The sequence below is a fragment of the Lachnospiraceae bacterium genome (genome assembly GCA_022794035.1).
GTDB lineage: Bacteria > Bacillota > Clostridia > Lachnospirales > Bianqueaceae > CALWPV01.
Map to the genome: position 1 here is coordinate 73,228 of JAAWDX010000004.1, position 16,662 is coordinate 89,889.

At 39.7% G+C, this 16,662-nt stretch carries 19 protein-coding genes; 9 read left to right on the forward strand and 10 right to left on the reverse strand.

Translation table 11 applies throughout. The features are described from left to right. Positions 1-8 precede the first annotated feature (8 nt). From HFE64_04270 to rsfS, 7 genes are all read left to right on the forward strand, one after another. A complete protein-coding gene (locus HFE64_04270) occupies positions 9-359 on the forward strand; it encodes a ribosomal-processing cysteine protease Prp (protein MCI8632684.1) in 351 nt (116 codons plus the stop codon). Between the two features lie 14 nt (positions 360-373). Further along, positions 374-652 carry a 50S ribosomal protein L27 gene (gene rpmA / locus HFE64_04275; GenBank protein MCI8632685.1) on the forward strand — a complete coding sequence of 93 codons (279 nt, stop codon included), beginning with the start codon at positions 374-376 and terminating at the stop codon, positions 650-652. Positions 653-765: 113 nt separating this feature from the next. After that, complete coding sequence (gene obgE, locus HFE64_04280) at positions 766-2,049, forward strand: GTPase ObgE (protein ID MCI8632686.1); 1,284 nt, start codon at positions 766-768, stop codon at positions 2,047-2,049. 17 nt (positions 2,050-2,066) lie between these two features. After that, positions 2,067-2,357, forward strand: a complete 291-nt coding sequence (gene yhbY, locus HFE64_04285; protein ID MCI8632687.1) for a ribosome assembly RNA-binding protein YhbY — start codon at positions 2,067-2,069, stop codon at positions 2,355-2,357. Further along, positions 2,354-2,980, forward strand: a complete 627-nt coding sequence (locus tag HFE64_04290) for a nicotinate-nucleotide adenylyltransferase (GenBank protein ID MCI8632688.1) — start codon at positions 2,354-2,356, stop codon at positions 2,978-2,980. Before yhbY ends, HFE64_04290 begins: the two co-directional genes overlap by 4 nt. A gap of 14 nt (positions 2,981-2,994) precedes the next feature. Further along, positions 2,995-3,585 (forward strand): HD domain-containing protein, encoded by a 591-nt coding sequence (locus HFE64_04295; protein MCI8632689.1) that lies wholly within the window; start codon positions 2,995-2,997, stop codon positions 3,583-3,585. Between the two features lie 22 nt (positions 3,586-3,607). Then, positions 3,608-3,994: a ribosome silencing factor gene (gene rsfS / locus HFE64_04300; protein MCI8632690.1), complete on the forward strand. Its 387-nt coding sequence runs from the start codon at positions 3,608-3,610 to the stop codon at positions 3,992-3,994. Between the two features lie 108 nt (positions 3,995-4,102). Here rsfS and HFE64_04305 read toward each other — a convergent pair whose 3' ends face one another. Further along, positions 4,103-4,687 (reverse strand): rubrerythrin family protein, encoded by a 585-nt coding sequence (locus HFE64_04305; protein ID MCI8632691.1) that lies wholly within the window; start codon positions 4,685-4,687, stop codon positions 4,103-4,105. A gap of 128 nt (positions 4,688-4,815) precedes the next feature. Here HFE64_04305 and HFE64_04310 point away from each other — a divergent pair, with 128 nt between their 5' ends. Together HFE64_04310 and HFE64_04315 are read left to right on the forward strand one after the other, a co-directional pair. Next, a complete protein-coding gene (locus HFE64_04310; GenBank protein ID MCI8632692.1) occupies positions 4,816-5,529 on the forward strand; it encodes a tRNA 2-thiocytidine biosynthesis protein TtcA in 714 nt (237 codons plus the stop codon). Continuing rightward, positions 5,526-6,575 carry a tyrosine-type recombinase/integrase gene (locus tag HFE64_04315; protein ID MCI8632693.1) on the forward strand — a complete coding sequence of 350 codons (1,050 nt, stop codon included), beginning with the start codon at positions 5,526-5,528 and terminating at the stop codon, positions 6,573-6,575. Before HFE64_04310 ends, HFE64_04315 begins: the two co-directional genes overlap by 4 nt. Here HFE64_04315 and HFE64_04320 read toward each other — a convergent pair. From HFE64_04320 to mreC, 9 genes are all read right to left on the reverse strand, one after another. After that, positions 6,572-7,732, reverse strand: coding sequence for a ribonuclease E/G (locus HFE64_04320; protein MCI8632694.1), 1,161 nt, complete (start codon positions 7,730-7,732; stop codon positions 6,572-6,574). The genes HFE64_04315 and HFE64_04320 overlap by 4 nt on opposite strands. 5 nt (positions 7,733-7,737) lie before the next feature. Continuing rightward, entirely contained in the window at positions 7,738-8,427 is a 690-nt protein-coding gene (locus HFE64_04325) for a DUF2344 domain-containing protein (protein ID MCI8632695.1), read from the reverse strand. Next, a complete protein-coding gene (locus HFE64_04330; GenBank protein ID MCI8632696.1) occupies positions 8,424-10,301 on the reverse strand; it encodes a TIGR03960 family B12-binding radical SAM protein in 1,878 nt (625 codons plus the stop codon). Before HFE64_04330 ends, HFE64_04325 begins: the two co-directional genes overlap by 4 nt. Before the next feature lie 93 nt (positions 10,302-10,394). After that, complete coding sequence (locus HFE64_04335) at positions 10,395-10,661, reverse strand: hypothetical protein (protein MCI8632697.1); 267 nt, start codon at positions 10,659-10,661, stop codon at positions 10,395-10,397. A gap of 188 nt (positions 10,662-10,849) precedes the next feature. After that, positions 10,850-11,242, reverse strand: coding sequence for a methylglyoxal synthase (locus tag HFE64_04340; protein MCI8632698.1), 393 nt, complete (start codon positions 11,240-11,242; stop codon positions 10,850-10,852). Continuing rightward, entirely contained in the window at positions 11,239-12,390 is a 1,152-nt protein-coding gene (locus HFE64_04345) for a rod shape-determining protein RodA (protein MCI8632699.1), read from the reverse strand. Before HFE64_04345 ends, HFE64_04340 begins: the two co-directional genes overlap by 4 nt. Before the next feature lie 80 nt (positions 12,391-12,470). After that, positions 12,471-15,224, reverse strand: a complete 2,754-nt coding sequence (locus HFE64_04350; protein ID MCI8632700.1) for a hypothetical protein — start codon at positions 15,222-15,224, stop codon at positions 12,471-12,473. Beyond that, positions 15,221-15,745: a rod shape-determining protein MreD gene (gene mreD, locus HFE64_04355; protein MCI8632701.1), complete on the reverse strand. Its 525-nt coding sequence runs from the start codon at positions 15,743-15,745 to the stop codon at positions 15,221-15,223. The genes HFE64_04350 and mreD overlap by 4 nt, the downstream gene beginning before the upstream one ends. Continuing rightward, positions 15,742-16,653, reverse strand: a complete 912-nt coding sequence (gene mreC, locus HFE64_04360; GenBank protein MCI8632702.1) for a rod shape-determining protein MreC — start codon at positions 16,651-16,653, stop codon at positions 15,742-15,744. Before mreC ends, mreD begins: the two co-directional genes overlap by 4 nt. Between the last annotated feature and the right edge of the window lie 9 nt (positions 16,654-16,662).

Consider the following 16,662-nt stretch of genomic DNA (forward strand, 5'->3'; position numbering starts at 1 on the left):
ATAGTCCGATGATTACTGCACGATTGTTCCAAAACTCAGTCAATCAGTATTATGGTTTCTTAATTGAGGGACATGCAGGATACGGCGAAGAGGGAGAGGATATTATCTGTTCTGCTGTATCAGCCTTGGCATTAAATACCGTTAATTCGATTGAGAAATTTACTGCATTTCAGCCCTTTTGCAAAATACAGGATGGATATCTATCCTGTACAGTATCTGAGCTACAATTTCCAAATTCAGCTTCTGATATTGATTTTAAAGATGTCAGTTTATTATTGAATTCTCTGGCTCTTGGACTGGAATCAATTGTACAGACATATGGAACACAGTATCTTCATGTATTGATTACTCAAAAATAAGGAGGTGCGTTTTCATGTTCATGATGAATCTTCAACTGTTTGCCCATAAAAAGGGTGTTGGTTCTACTAAAAACGGCCGTGATTCTGAATCTAAACGCCTTGGCGCTAAAAGAGCAGATGGTCAGGTTGTTAAAGCAGGTAATATCTTATACCGTCAGAGAGGTACTCGTATTCATCCCGGTATCAATGTAGGGATTGGTAAGGATGATACTTTGTTTGCTTTAGTAGACGGAAGAGTCAAGTTCGAAAGAAAAGGACGCGACAAAAAGCAAGTATCTGTATATCCTGCTTAATAGCGCTCTAGATAGCCTGATTAAAGGAAATCTTAGTAGCAACTGACAGGCTTCAAATATCGTATTTGAAGCCTGTTTTTTTCAAAGTAAGCGTATCGAAAGGAAGTATGAGCATGTTTGTAGATGAAGCAAAAATTTTAATTCAGTCCGGAAAAGGCGGCAATGGCTGTGCTTCCTTTAGACGTGAAAAATATATTCCCAACGGAGGCCCGGATGGCGGAGACGGCGGTAAGGGCGGCGATATCATTTTTATGGCCGTAGAAAATTTAAACACCTTAGCTGATTTTCGTAATCGTAAAAACTTTAAGGCAGAAAACGGCAGGGATGGAAGTGGCAATAATTGCTCCGGAAAGAAAGGAGAAAATTTGATTATTGAAGTCCCAGTTGGAACTGTCATTCGAGAAGCAGAAAGTAATCTTGTGATTATTGATATGGCATACGCTGGGCAGCAGGAGATCCTTTTAAAAGGCGGAAAAGGGGGAAAGGGGAATCAACATTATGCTACCTCTACCATGCAGATTCCGCAATATGCCCAGCGAGGACAAGAGGGAAAAGCGCTTTTAGTTAAATTGGAATTGAAGGTTCTAGCGGATGTAGGCCTTCTTGGATATCCTAATGCCGGAAAATCTACTTTTTTATCCCGCATATCAAATGCTAAACCTAAAATTGCAAGCTATCCATTTACAACCATTGCTCCGAATCTTGGCGTTGTGAATCTATCATATGGAAAAACCTTGGTTGTGGCTGATATCCCAGGACTGATTGATGGTGCTGCTGAAGGAGTAGGACTTGGTCATGAATTTCTAAAACATTTGGAGAGAACCCGCGTTTTAATTCATTTAGTGGATACGGCCGGAGTAGATGGCCGAGACCCGGTAGAGGATATAGAAAATATTAATCGAGAGCTCTCGCTTTATAGCCAGGAGCTAGCCTCACTCCCACAGGTCATCGGCGCCAATAAGATGGACTTGCCTGATTCTGAGCTTTATTATGAAGAGCTTCAAAAATATTGCATTCAGCATGGCTATGATTTATTTCCAATTTCGGCTGCAACGGGGAAGGGGATCCAAGAGCTTTTAAATAAAGTAGTCCAGATTAGAGATACAATGGAAGCAGAGCCCGTTGTATTTCCCAGGGAGTTCTTTGTAGAGCAGTCCAGTACTCATGAAGAGGGCGACGGTATTTTGGTCGACTGTACAGAAGCACATGTTTATGAAATAACAGGGGAGCCCATTGAAAAAATGCTCGGCTATACTAACTTAGAATCAGAAAAGGGATTTGATTTCTTTCAAAAATTTATGCGTGAACGAGGGATTATTGCTAGGTTAGAGGAATTAGGAATAGAAGAAGGAGATACCGTTCAGGTGGGCGGTATTGCTTTTGAATATTATCGTTAAATAAGGAGCTGACTATGATTACAAGCAAACAAAGAGCCTATTTAAGAAAATTGGTGCATGATATGGAGCCTATTTTTCAAGTAGGCAAATCTGGAATTACTCCAGAGCTGGTGCAGGCAATTGATGAAGCATTAGAAGCCAGGGAGCTCATTAAAGTAACCGTTCTAAAAAATTGCGAAGAGGACGTGCGTTCTATTTGTGAAAAGGTAACCTCCAGAACACATAGTGATCCTGTTCTTGTGATTGGACACAAATTTTCTATTTATCGTGCTGCGGATAAACCCAAGTTGGAGCTTCCTAAAAAATGATAGAATCTAAAGGGAAGAGCAGACCTAAAATTGCCGTCATGGGCGGCACATTTGATCCAATTCATTATGGACATTTAGTTACGGCTGAAGCAGTCATGTATGAGTACCAAATTGACCGTGTTTTATTTATCCCCAGCGGTCAGCCGCCGCATAAGGCAGGAAAAACAGTTACGGCAGCTGAACATCGTTATTTGATGACGCTGCTTGCAACAGAAACCAATCCTCAATTTTTTTGTTCTCGTATTGAAATTGATCGTCAAGGGTATACCTATACGATTGATACAATTCAAGAACTTAAAAAAATGAATCCAGAAACAGATATCTATTTTATTACAGGCGCGGATGCGTTTTCAGAGATTCTAACATGGAAGGATCCAGAACTGCTTTTATCAAGCTGTCATTTTGTGGCAGCAACCAGGCCCGGATACAGCCGAAAACAGGCAGCTCCTCAAATTGAAGCCATAATGAATCGTCATAAAAATACGCTTCATTATCTGGAAGTACCAGCTCTTACTATTTCTTCCAGTGATATCCGTAAGCGCGTTTCTGAAGGCAGACCTATTAAATATCTTTTGCCAGAGGCAGTAGAAACTTATATTAAAAAACATGGGTTGTATTGTTAAAGAGGAAACTTAATATGACTGATAAGGAATACCAAGAATTAAGAAATGATATTTTAGCATGGCTCTCAAAACGGTTAAAACCCAAACGTATAACTCATACCTTAGGAGTAGAAGAGACAGCAGTAGCTTTAGCGCGTATCTGGGAAAATGATGTATATGAGGCATCTTTGGCAGCATTATTGCATGATAATGCAAAGAATTTAGATACTCAGTTTCTTTATGAAATATGTCAGAAAGAATATCCTTCTTTTTCTCTTTCTTTAGAGTATGCTTCGGTGCTGCATGCCTTTGCCGGCGCCAGCATTGCTGCTAAGCGATACCCGATGCTATCTGAGGACATCATCTATGCTATTTGTTATCATACAACGGCAAGGCCTCATATGTCGCTGCTGGAGAAGATTATCTATGCAGCTGACTTTGCAGAACCAGGCCGTGAATCCATTCCGGGCTTAGAAATCATCAGAGAACGCCTCTTTATCGATTTAGAGGCAGGGATACGGCAAATTCTACAGCAGACAGTCAGTTATGTTAATCTGAAAAAGAAAAAGATACATCCATTAACATTGGATGCATTACAATATTATGAAAATCAATCAAAATCATGAAGTAGAGAGAAAGGAAAAGACAATGGATAAAAAAGAACTTTTAGCTGATCTGGCAATATCTGGAAAAATGGCAAAAGCAGCTTATGAGGCACTGGAGGATAAACAGGGAGAAGATATCAAGGTATTAGATATTCATGAAATCTCTGTTTTAGCAGATTATTTTATCATTGCGCATGGAAATAACCCTAATCATGTAAAGGCTTTAATCGATGCTGTTGAAGATCAATTAGCTGAGCTGGGTTATACAACCAATCACGTTGAGGGATATCATGAAGGCACTTGGGTGCTATTAGATTTTGGCCGCATTATTGTTCATGTATTTCATAAGGAAGCACGTTTATTTTATGACTTAGAACGTATTTGGTCGGATGGAAAAACGATTTCCATTGAAGAATTACCTCGGGCATAAGCGTTTAAGAGAAGTAGATTTCTCTTGATATATCTTTTCGTAAAACGCAAGTTTTACGAAATGTATAAGCTAAAAAAGAATCTCTCTCAATTTGAGAGAGATTCTTTTTTATTTCTTTTCTTTATAATAGCTTTGCGCATGATTACAAGACGGACAGATTCTGGGAGCTTCATATCCTTCGTGAATATAGCCACATATCATACAAATCCATTTTGTTTTTTCTGGGCGTTTAAAAACTTCGTCACGTTCCATGCGTTCTTTTAATTCCAGAAAACGCTGCTCATGAAATTCTTCTACCTTGGCAATGGCCTTATAAGCAGCGGCAACCGTTTGAAAGCCTTCTTTTTCAGCCATATCAGCGGCCTCTTTGTATAAGGCTGCCCATTCCTCATGTTCTCCCTGCGCCGCGCTGAGTAGATTATCCTGCGTATCACCTAACGATACTGGATAATCAGCACCGACTGTGACAGCATCATGATTTAAGCCACCCTCAACTAAAAAATTATAAAAGCGTTTGGCATGTGCCTGTTCATTGGCAGCTGTTTCTTCAAAAATTTCTGCTATTTCCATATAGCCCTCACGGCGTGCGGTATCTGCAAAAAATACATACCGATTGCGTGCCTGTGATTCTCCGGCAAAAGCTTTCATCAAATTATCCGCTGTTTCCGTTCCTTTTAATTGCAGTGTTTGCATTGGTTTCCTCCTAAAAATAAATGAGTATTGATAGCTTATGTTTTTATGGGTAATTTATACATTTTAATAAAAAAACCTTAACTATTCGTTAAATATATGCTACAATAAGCAAATAAGGAGGAACATCCATGAATTATCAACGACTTTTAAGCTATACGCGCAAAGCGATAGATGAATATCAAATGATTGAAGAACATGATCAAATTGCAATTGGTGTATCAGGGGGCAAAGACAGTATCACATTGGCACTTGCCTTAAAAGGACTGCAGCGTTTTTATCCTAAACCGTTTACCATCAAAGCCTATACGGTTGCCCTTGGGTTTCCAGAAATGGATTATGCCCCGCTGGAGGCCTTTATGGCCGATTGGGAGATTCCGTTTGAAGTAATCCAAACGGATATTGCACAGATTGTTTTTGAAGAACGAAAAGAAAAGAATCCTTGCGCGCTGTGCGCGAAAATGAGGAAAGGTGCATTCAATGAGAAGGTTAAAGCAGACGGATGCAATAAAGTAGCTCTTGGCCATCATAAAGAAGATGTCGTAGAAACATTTCTTTTAAGTCTTTTGTATGAAGGACGCTTTCATACGTTTTCACCGGTTACGCATTGGGATCGTATGGGCCTCTACTCTATTCGTCCGCTGATTTATGTGCCGGAGCAGGAAATTGTTTATTTTGCCAATCAGAATCAGCTGCCTGTTATGAAAAATGCTTGTCCTGCAGATGGATATACGAAGCGGGAGGAAGCTAAGCAGCAGCTGCGTTTATGGAATCAAAGGGATCATCATGCGACGAACCGAATTTTTTCGGCAATACAGAATTCCAAGATGAAAGGATGGGGATGAAGATGACCTATCATGAGGAAGAAAAAAAAGAGCTGACAATCAAGCTTAGAAAGCTATTGCTGACACTGCCGGAATTTTGCTACGAGTATTTTAGGGGAATTGAACCGACAACGGCTGAGCGTACGCGGTTGGGCTATGCTCATGATTTGATGATTTTTTTTGAGTTTATGCGGGAGACGTTGCCGTCACTTAAAGAAAAAACAATTCAAGAGATCCAGATCTCTGATTTAAAAAGTATAACCACCACACAGCTTGAGATGTTTTTGGATTACTTGACTTATTATGACAGGGAGGGAGAGGAATTCCAAAATGGAGAAAAGGGAAAGGCAAGGAAGCTGGCGGCCGTAAGAAGCCTTTTTAAATATTTCTATCGTAAACAGCTTCTGCCCTCTAATCCAGCTTCTTTGATCAGCACACCGAAAATACATGATAAAACGATTATTAAATTGGATGTAGATGAAATCGCACGTTTGCTGGATCAGGTAGAATCCGGAGATAAACTGACCAAAAAACAGCAGGCCTATCATAAAGCTACCAAAACCCGTGATCTGGCGATTGTAACGCTGTTATTGGGAACGGGAATCCGTGTCTCCGAGTGCGTGGGGCTGGATGTACAGGATGTAGATTTTAACCATAATGGCATTAAAATTATTCGAAAAGGCGGTAATGAGGCAATCGTCTATTTTGGTGATGAGGTTCGCGAGGCGCTGATCGATTATATCGCCCAGCGAAAAGACATTTTGCCAATGGCCGGGCATGAAAACGCGCTTTTTCTTTCTATGCAAAAACGGCGGCTAACAGTGCGTTCGGTTGAAAATTTAGTGAAAAAATATTCTCAAAGTGTGATTGCCCTCAAACATATTTCCCCCCACAAGCTGCGCAGCTCCTATGGTACGGCTCTATATAATGAAACGGGTGATATTTATTTAGTAGCTGATGTGCTGGGGCATAAGGATGTAAATACAACTCGAAAGCATTATGCTCAGCTAGAAGATGCGAGAAGGCGTTCTGCCGCCAAAGCAGTTCATTTGCGGCGAGAAGATTAGATATGAAATTGTCTGGAAAGAGGTTTTCCCTTTCGTTCACGGGATATCTCTACCAGCCCTAGCTGCGTAAAGCCATGAACCTTTGTTTTGTGCAGATCGAGCTCAGAAAAAGTCTTTTGTAAGATTGCTAAAAGCTGATTTTTATGAGCTATCTCCCGCATATCGATAAAGTCAATCATAATAATACCAGCAAGATTACGCAGCAGAATTTGTTGTACAATATAGGGCACCGCTTGGATGTTAAACTGGGCCACCGCTATTTCCTTATCACGGCCGGCGATTGCCTTTCCGGTGTTTACATCAATTACGGCAAGAGCCTCTGTCTCTTCAACAAAGAGATAGCCGCCATGAGAAAGAAATACTTTCTTCTGCAGTGCCTTGGGAAGCTGAGCGGAGATCTTGTAAAAATCCATCAGCGGCCAATGAGAATCCTGATATAATTGAAAGCAGGATTCTAATTCAGAATGCTGCAATAAGATCTCTTCTTTGATTTGTTTAAATAAAGCAGCATCATCTACTACGATTTTTCCAATCTTTGCGACTGGTAAAGATAAAATTAATTTTCCCACAGAGCTGCCAGCTCGGTATAGCGTATCTCCAATGCGGCTATATTTGGCCTGTTCTGTAATTTTCTGATACAGCTGATACAAACGGAGAGCTTCCTGCTGCAAAGGGAGCTCTTCTTTGCTCTGACTATCCGTTCGTAAAATATATCCTATTTTTCCGCATTGCGGAAAAGAGCTGCCGATATCCTTCAAGCGGGCACGTTCCTTTGGATCGGCAATTTTAGCGGAAACTCCCAGTTTAGAGTTAGCAGGTGTAAGCACAATGTATCGGCCTGTCAGGCTAAGCTGATCGGTGACAACCATCCCCTTCTCTCCCACTGCGTCCTTTTGCAGCTGCACTAGGCATTCCTGACCAGGTTTATAGTTTCTGGCAGTCGTTTGATCTATGGGCATAAAAGCCGGCCGTTTTTCTCCAATATTGAGAAAAACGGCATTGATTCCCGGGACAATTTCTTCAATTTGAGCTAAACGAATATCTCCTAAAATTTCTTCGTTTTCTTGTACATATTCATGATAGGCAATGAGCTGATCCTCCCATAAAATGCCGGCCTGTATTTTTTCTGGAAGCTTTGAAATCATAATCTGATACATGAAGCTCACACCTCACCTGGATTGGATAAACTTTGAAACCCAAATTTAGATTTTTCAAACAGCTCTAATCTGGTAATTTGTTCCGTATACTGATAGCTCTCCTTATGCATGTGCTGATAAAGCGCTTCTACCAATAGCTCCGGCTTTAAGTTTTTTTCGCTGCCGCAGGCGCATAATAAAAGAAGGGTTTGAGCATCCTCCATTTGCCAGTCATAGATCCAGGGCTTGATATCTACCTCAATCTGCTGCTTGCGGCCATGAAGCTTTCCCAATTTAGTCACCAGAATCTGCTCCTGCTTAATCCACTCCTCTATCAGGGCAGGCCAATTTTCGGATGCCTGAAATTGAATACGATACAGAGCAGCCTGTACCTTAGCCATAGCGGAGGGCCCCTGCTCCTCTATGGTACGGCAAGCAAGCACCTGTAACCCTTCTGGCAGCTCTTGATTAAGCAAGCACAGCAAATCTTCGTCGCCCATTTCCTTTTCAAGCTTTAACTCCATGACTTCCTTTTCTCCTACACAGCCAAGAGCAAGCGGACTGGCAAAGCTCATCAGTGGATGCGGATTAAACCCCTGTGAATACGCAAGCGGAATCCCCGCACGCCGTAAAGCGCGCTGCAGCGTTCGCATAAGGTCTAAATGACCAACAAATTTTAATATTCCGCCTTTATAAAATACAAGTTGTTTTTTCATTGGTGATTCTCCTCATAACATACGCCAGTATCAGAAATCTTTCGTATTCCGCAGCCTGCGCAGTTTTCACGGCAATTAGGCGTTACTACACCCTTTAGGCCATTCTGATATTCTCGGTACAGGAATTTTTTATTTACGCCCACATCGATATGGTCCCAAGGAAATACTTCGTCCTCTTTCCGCTCGCGGTAACAATAATAAGAAAGCTCTACGCCGCTTTCTTCAATTGCTGTACGCCAAGCTGCTTCATCAAATAAATCAGACCAACTGTCAAATTTGCATCCATTTTTCCAGGCATGATAAATCAGCGAGCCCGTTCTGCGATCGCCTCGTGCTAATAGCCCCTCTAATGTGCTTAAGAAAGCGTCATGACAGTTATACTGGATTTTTTTATTGTAGATTTGGCTATTTAAGAAATGCTGTTTATCCATATAGGATTCATAATCTGTTTGAGCACACCACTGAAACGGAGTAAAAGGCTTGGGCACGAAGAATGAGGTGCTTACTGTGACACGCAGATCACGCGAACGGTTTTCCTTGGGAATGGCATGCCATTCTGAAACGATTTTACCGGCCAAATTAGCGATCCCCTGAATATCCTCTTCCGTTTCGGTGGGGAGTCCCAGCATAAAATAAAGTTTAACACGATCCCATTTTCCTTCAAAGGCCAGTTTAACGCCAGTTAAGATCTCTTCTTCCGTAATCCCCTTATTGATCACATCTCTCAGTCTTTGGGTGCCGGCTTCCGCCGCAAAAGTCAGACCGCTTTTTTTGCCTTGTGCCAATTCTTCCATCAATTTGAGCGAAAAAGCATCTACGCGTAAAGAAGGAAGCGAGACGTTGATATGAGGATAGCGCTCATGAATTTCCCTTAACAGATCATATAATCCCGGATAATCGTTGGAACTGAGTGAAGTGAGTGAAATTTCATCATATCCGGTAGCCTTTAACGTTTCATCAGCCCACTGCATGATTTTTTCACGGCTGCGCAGCCGTACAGGGCGATAAATCATGCCGGCCTGACAAAAACGGCATCCGTGGATGCAGCCTCTGAAAATCTCCATAACAGCTCTATCATGTACAATTTGAAGATAGGGAATAATAGGTTTGGTTGGATAAGATAGCTCGTCCATTGAAGATACGAGAACCTTGGTGACCTTTTTCGGTGCTTCCGGACAATTGGGCCGAATCGCTGCGATTCTGGGCATATGATCGCACCCTGCTGCAGGTTTATCTTCATAAATGACATCATAAAATGAGGGTACGTACATCCCTGGAATCTGTGCCGCTATTTTTAAAAACTCTCTTCGGCTGCCACCGCTTTTTTTATGAGCAGAATAAGCATTAAAAAGATGCTCGTACTCGACCTCTCCTTCTCCCATATAATACAAATCAATAAAATCGGCTAAGGGTTCTGGATTATAGGCGTTCGGTCCTCCGGCAATGACAAGAGGATCCTCATCTCCCCTCTCCTTGCTATAAAGAGGAATACCAGCCATATCGAGCATATTTAAAATATTGGTATAGGACATTTCATATTGGAGCGTAAATCCAACAAAATCAAATTCCTTTAGAGGCGTATATGTCTCTAAAGAATAAAGTGGAATCTGCTGCGTACGCATTGCTTTTTCCATATCAGGCCAAGGAGCAAAACAGCGTTCGCAATATACGCCTTCATAACGGTTGAGTTCATGATATAATACCTGCAGCCCCAGATGACACATACCTACATCATATACATCTGGAAAGCAAAAACAAAAATGTGTATCAATTTGAGCAAGATCTTTATGAATTGTATTGACTTCTCCGCCAATATAACGAGCAGGCTTTTGAACAGATAATAATAAGGAATCCGGTAATGTAACCCGCAAAATAGTGCCTCCTTTAGATATCGATAAAGTTTAAAATTACCTTGTCCTTTATTATACCTTAGTAGCAGTGAGATTGCAAACGGATTCTGATCTCTGTTATTTAGGGAAAAATAGCTCCTTCAAGGAACCGCTCCATTCCTTAGAAGGCAGTTCTATGGTAGAAGTCAATTCTTTTTTTACAAAGGAATGCAGTTGCTCTGAGGCAGAAGAAGGAAATATATATTGACTTCCCAGAATTAACATGAGAACAAGAATAGCTCCTCCTATTTGAAAAAAGTGACAAAAAGGATATACAGCATGGGAATAAAGCTTAGTTCCTTTCTTTTTAGGAATACGATTTCTATGTAACTCTTCTCTTTTCATGTAAATCTCCCTTTGACAGCTTGGTTATTTTATTATATGCATAGAAATTTTCACTATTCCTTTAGTACGCTATGAAACACGTAAATCATTTAACCAATGAAGGTTTCTAAAAACAAAAAATCGTATCGCTCAGAAAGACTTTGCGATACGATTTTTCTATTTTTAATGGTTTCATGTATAATAAAAGCTTATTTATAAAGTGTACGCCAATCTAAGTCCCCACGATCAAGCGCTAAAATCAATAATTCAGCAGTAGCCAGATTCGTTGCTACCGGTATATTATGTGCATCACAATGCAATACCACATTGGCCAAATTAGGCTCATGTGGCTTACTGGTTTCCGGATCCCGTAAAAAAATGACCATATCAATCGTATCGTTATCTATCTGTGCACAGAGCTGCTGCTCGCCAAAAGAACCGGTTAAGAATTTTTTGATGTGTAAATTAGTCACTTCTTCAATTCGGCGGCCGGTTGTTCCGGTAGCACATAAATCATGCTTTGACAAAATATGATGATATGCTACACAAAAATTCTGCATAAGAGTTTTTTTGTTGTCATGGGCAATGAAACCAATATTCACATTCCATACCTCCTTAATCTAATTTTTTTATTTTCTGCGTTAATACGAAGTACCAATCCAATGCCTATCATATTCGCTGTTAAAGAACTAAGTCCATAGCTAACAAATGGTAACGGCAAACCGGTATTTGGTAAGACTGCAGTGGATACTCCCATATGAATTGCTGACTGAAAGGCAATCATCGTTGCAATACCAATACAAATTAGTTTTCCAAACAAATCTTCTGCGTGGGAAGCGATCCGTAAAATCCTAAGTGCTAAAGAAAGAAACAATAAAATGACAATACTACATCCGACAAAGCCGAGCTCCTCGCCAATAATCCCAAAAATGAAATCTGTCGTTGGCACAGGAACCATACCGCTATTATGAAAAATACCCACACCATATAATGCGCCAGAACCAATAGCCGTCCGTGATTGAATTGTTTGATATGCAGTCGTCAGAGCATACTCTTCCGGATGTAACCAGGCCAAAATACGATCAACTTGGTATTCTCCTAAAAGACGCGGTGTCGGGCTGATCGCATCATAATAAACAACGATAACAAATATAATCATTAGAATGAGACCGGGAATGACATATCGCCATGGCAATTTAGCAGAAAATAAAGTAGCACCTGCAATCGCAAGGATAACCAATGAAGTAGAAAGATCTGGTTCCTTATAAACTAAAAATAAAGGCACTAGAATAATCAAAACTGCGATGAGTATGATACCAAAACGATGAATTCGGTCCTGAAACTTATCAAGAAACCATCCAAGTATCAGCGTCAGTGAAATTTTACATAACTCTGAAGGCTGAATATTAAAATCACCGATAAGCGGTAACCATCTCCTGACATTATCATTTTCATCAGCCCCTGTGCCAAATTGCAAAACGAGAACTAATAAAATCAGAACTATCCCATAGGCAGGGATCGCGATCATCTTTAAAAAAGAGTAATCACATAACATGATCAGCAGGATGGCAATTAAACCTAATACATAGCCAATAAGCTGCTTAATCATCAGACTATCCAGAAAAAAATGCTCGCTATCATATACCCATCCATTTGCGCTGCCAATCATAACGGTACCGAAGAGCACCAGTATGGTAACCAGCAATAAAACCCAACCATCAAAATATTTAAAATTTTCCGTTCGTAACATACAAAGCCTCTTTCTGCTTTTTGTACGCTTTACACAAATAGATAAGGCATTTCATAGCAAGTATATTCAATTTATCATATCTACTGTCTTGTGTCAAGCGCAATTCCATAATAATTTGCGATTACATCCCGAAAAACAGGGATCGCATTAGCCGATCCACCCCCATAGGGAATCACCACCGTTACCGTAATTTGCGGATGATCGTAGGAGGCGTATCCAGTAAATAAAGAATGATCCGGACGATCTTCTAACTCTTGAGCTGTACCCGTCTTTCCGGCTGTGTGCAGACCAGCAGCATCCAGTATGGATAATTCCTGAGCATGTTCATCTGTAACAACGCGACGCATTCCTTGCTGTACAATAGAAAAAATTTCTGAACTGATTTCAGCATCGCTTTCCTTATGAGGTGCGCTCTCAAATATAATTTCTCCTTTTGCAGAATGAATCTCATCTACCAGATATAGATTATAAACAGAGCCACCATTTGCTAAGGTACAGGTATATCGATTGATATTAGCTGCAGAAAATGCATTTGTTCCCTGCCCGATTGCCGAACGGACAGCATCCTGATCAGAGGTTTTGGGAGTCCCCTCCCCTATTTCAATTCCTGTTGGAGTTGCCAATCCTAATTTTTCAGCATACGTAGCTAATTTTTTTAAACCAACCATATCATTAAATTCTGATGCACTATTGGGATCGGAGAGTCTAAAGCCAACATCATAGAAAAAATAATTACAGGAATGATTGAGTGCTTCTATTACATTAAGGGTGCCATGACTTACTGTACTCCAGCAAGTCGGTTGATCTATACTATTTACATTAGGATATCGATAGGCATCATAAATTGTGGTATATGCATCAATATATCCTAGATCTAGTCCCGCAATGGCTGTACACATTTTATATGTGGAACCAATTGCTCTCATCTCATATAACGCCCGAAATGCCAAGGGGCCAGAATTATCCTGCACAATTTGATTATAATAATTCAAATTATTGATAAATAAATTAGGATCATAGGATGGATAGCTCACCATAGCTAATACCTCTCCTGTATTACAATCTGTGAGAACAACAGATCCGCTACAGGGATCCAGATTCAGATGAGCAGGTGTAATTTCATCCTCTTGAATTTTTTTTATCAAACAATCCAAAACGGAAAGCTCACCGCTTAAAACGGCCTCTCTGCTCCCATCTTGATTATGGATCAAACCTTCCTCATACATTAAATATAAAACAGAAGCCTGTGAATAAAGGTTGTTTTCAATCAGATATCGATAGATTCTTTTTTTATATTCTATATTTTGGCGCAAACGTTCCATCTCTGTATCAACGATTGTTTCCAATATTATATCAATGTTGGTTTCCTCTCCTACAGAATATTGAGCCCTGTCTAAATATTCATGCTGCAGGCAATATTCTAAGAATTCACGAATGCTCAGCTGTTCCTGTGCATAGACAGAATAAAAATCACTATCCTTTTGATAGTCATAAGATAAATACCCCTGATCACGCATAGCTTCAATCATTAGGTTATATATATCTTTCAATAGCTCTGGATATTGAGAAAGAGAAAGCTGTGAATTGAGCATTGCATCTTTTAATTGAGATAATTCCCAATCAGATTCCTGCTGATATAAATTTTTTAAGGAAACTGAATATTCTCCAGTGCTGCTTTCGATTTTTGCAATAGAAATAAAATTATTTTCAATAAGCGCACAATATATATCCTCTAAGCTATAGGTTTTTCCTTTTTTAGAAGATTCCCCTGTAATTTTGCTGATCAAAAGCGATTTGATTTGTTGGTACAGAGCATGATACGCTTGTTCCTGCAAATCTCTGTCGATTGTTAAAAAAATACTATTTCCCTGCACAGCAGGAATTAATGTTGTCTCATTGACACGCGTACCAGATTCCCCATCCAGCTCAATTCGAACGCGTCCACTGCTGCCACGAAGCTGTTCTTCATACTGTAATTCAATACCTGTTTTGCCGATGGTGTCATTTTCCGTATATCCCAATTCCTTTTTCTCTTCCAGCTCCTCTTCGTTGATATGTCCGGCATATCCCACAATATGAGCAAATAATTCTCCTTCTGGATACTCTCTTGCATATTCTGTTTTTACAGAAAAACCAATAAAATCACTTCTTCGCTCCATAATAGCGGCTTGTGTTTTCTCCGAAACATTTCGGATCAATAAAATAGGTTTAGTTGGTTCCCAACGACCACAAAAGATGGCATAGCGAATTTGAGCCAGCGTAAACTGTTGTTCAATAGAGGCTGTCTCCGGTAAATGAAAAGTATTTTCTTTTATTTGTTGAAATGCTTCTTCAGCAGTTGTTTTCTTTTGTTCAAAACTTAATTCATCGCGGCTTGTTCCAAAAATCTCTGCTAAAAAATTATATAAAGCTACCTGATTTTGCTCCGAAGAATAAGCAGACAAATAATAAAAACCAACCGATGGATCATACTCAATCGGAAAAGGCTGAGAAAGTGAAATCTGATCCTTGTTCTCTTTTATAATCTCCAAAAGATATAAAATAGACGCATTTAAATTCTCATTATCTGCATCCGGAGTATAGTACAATGAAAGGCTGCTGTTATTTAATGCTAACGGCCTTCCGTATCGATCATAAATGCAGCCCCGGATTCCTTCCAGTTCTTGTTCTTCATAAATATTTTCAGCGGCCATTTTTTTATAATGATCCGCATCTAAAATCTGAATTTGGTACAAACTTGTCCAGATTCCGCCGAAAATAACTAGGACAACTATTGTAATTAAAAATATGCGGTTAGTGATCGCCGCAAGTAATCGCTTCCAAAACGCCTTCAAGCTTTTCTATCCTTTCCGTTTTGTATCCAATGATCTATTTTTTTAGTCCCTTGACTTAACAGTCGTATCATAGGATAAATGGGTACGCTGATTAAAACGGTATAACATAATTCCGGCAAGATCCTATGCAGCATATAGAAACCTAAATGCAAGTCGCCGGTAAAAAAACAGTAAATAAAATATTGAATTAAACCATATAAAAAATCAGCTCCTGCCACAATCACTAACGGCAATATGAAATGTCCCTGATGAAAATCTTTATTAAAATATCCACTTATATGACCTATCATATAGTATATTAAACCATATACACCAAGAACCTTACAAAAAAGGAAATCCTGTAGTAATCCAATCCAAATTCCTAGCCTTCTCCCCCGTTGACTTCCCTGTAGAATTCCCCAAAAGACAATCAGCAGTAAGGATAAATTAGGCGTAATATGAGCAATAGCCAGCTGTCTCACCCATGTGGCTTCTCCTAATAGATTAAGAAAACCGATTATCCCTATAATGAGCATGCTCATGAATTACCATCTCCTGCAATTTCTTTGTGCATATCTTGTTTCCAAATTTCTGTAATTACCAAAACTGTATCAAGCTGATCCAAATTAACAACAGGTTTTACATACGCCAGACTTTCATATCCGGTGCCCAAAGGTTTAATTTCAATTACAGTACCAATTCTAAGTCCTGGGGGATATATATCTCCTAATGAGGAGGTTACAATTTCATCTCCGATTGTAATGTCAATATCATTCGTTACAAATTGAATCATACACAAGTCTTCATCAACCGCTCCTGTATCAGGAGAACTATACCCTCGTGCTCCCTGAACAGCGACCAAATCACCGCCTTTACGATTGATTTGTCCATAAATATAACTGTCTTTATTGACTACTGATACAATTTTTGCATAGTGCCCATAAACTTCACTTACATGCCCAGCTAAGCCATTATCAGCTAAAATCGGCATGTACTTTTCTATTCCATCTTCGCTTCCCTTATCAATGATAAAAGACTCATACCAATTGTTTGGAGAAAGTCCAACAATTTGGGCACCTGTTTTAGGATAATCTTTATAATAGGTATCTAGTGCATATAACTCTTCTAATTCCTGTACACGCCGAGCATCACTTTGCAGGCGCAAATTTTCATTTTGCACCCGCTCTAATTCTTCTTTGAGACGTACATTTTCGTCTTCTAAATTTTTCTTGGTCTGCATATCTTGAAGAATATCCATAACCCAGCTTTCTGCTGCTAAATATCCTTTTTGAATCGGCTCTGCAACCGTATTAAGAGTACTGCGTACTGCTTCAAAACGCTGTCCTAGTAACCAGGTAGCAAGCAATAAGACACCACAAAAGCTTATTCCTATTATTAGTTTCCATTTAGTAGGTAATTTTTTTTTCTTTTTCTTTTTTTCTTCCTGCATTTAACTTAA

What these genes read in the sequence shown, in the direction of transcription:
- HFE64_04290 (MCI8632688.1), top strand. Translation starts at nt 2,354, where the DNA reads ATGATAGAATCTAAAGGGAAGAGCAGACCTAAAATTGCCGTCATGGGC.
- HFE64_04345 (MCI8632699.1), bottom strand. Translation starts at nt 12,390, where the DNA reads ATGTTACGAACGGAAAATTTTAAATATTTTGATGGTTGGGTTTTATTG.
- rpmA (MCI8632685.1), top strand. Translation starts at nt 374, where the DNA reads ATGTTCATGATGAATCTTCAACTGTTTGCCCATAAAAAGGGTGTTGGT.
- mreD (MCI8632701.1), bottom strand. Translation starts at nt 15,745, where the DNA reads ATGAGCATGCTCATTATAGGGATAATCGGTTTTCTTAATCTATTAGGA.
- HFE64_04305 (MCI8632691.1), bottom strand. Translation starts at nt 4,687, where the DNA reads ATGCAAACACTGCAATTAAAAGGAACGGAAACAGCGGATAATTTGATG.
- HFE64_04270 (MCI8632684.1), top strand. Translation starts at nt 9, where the DNA reads ATGATTACTGCACGATTGTTCCAAAACTCAGTCAATCAGTATTATGGT.
- obgE (MCI8632686.1), top strand. Translation starts at nt 766, where the DNA reads ATGTTTGTAGATGAAGCAAAAATTTTAATTCAGTCCGGAAAAGGCGGC.
- HFE64_04315 (MCI8632693.1), top strand. Translation starts at nt 5,526, where the DNA reads ATGAAGATGACCTATCATGAGGAAGAAAAAAAAGAGCTGACAATCAAG.
- HFE64_04335 (MCI8632697.1), bottom strand. Translation starts at nt 10,661, where the DNA reads ATGAAAAGAGAAGAGTTACATAGAAATCGTATTCCTAAAAAGAAAGGA.
- HFE64_04310 (MCI8632692.1), top strand. Translation starts at nt 4,816, where the DNA reads ATGAATTATCAACGACTTTTAAGCTATACGCGCAAAGCGATAGATGAA.
- HFE64_04320 (MCI8632694.1), bottom strand. Translation starts at nt 7,732, where the DNA reads ATGTATCAGATTATGATTTCAAAGCTTCCAGAAAAAATACAGGCCGGC.
- HFE64_04295 (MCI8632689.1), top strand. Translation starts at nt 2,995, where the DNA reads ATGACTGATAAGGAATACCAAGAATTAAGAAATGATATTTTAGCATGG.
- rsfS (MCI8632690.1), top strand. Translation starts at nt 3,608, where the DNA reads ATGGATAAAAAAGAACTTTTAGCTGATCTGGCAATATCTGGAAAAATG.
- mreC (MCI8632702.1), bottom strand. Translation starts at nt 16,653, where the DNA reads ATGCAGGAAGAAAAAAAGAAAAAGAAAAAAAAATTACCTACTAAATGG.
- HFE64_04325 (MCI8632695.1), bottom strand. Translation starts at nt 8,427, where the DNA reads ATGAAAAAACAACTTGTATTTTATAAAGGCGGAATATTAAAATTTGTT.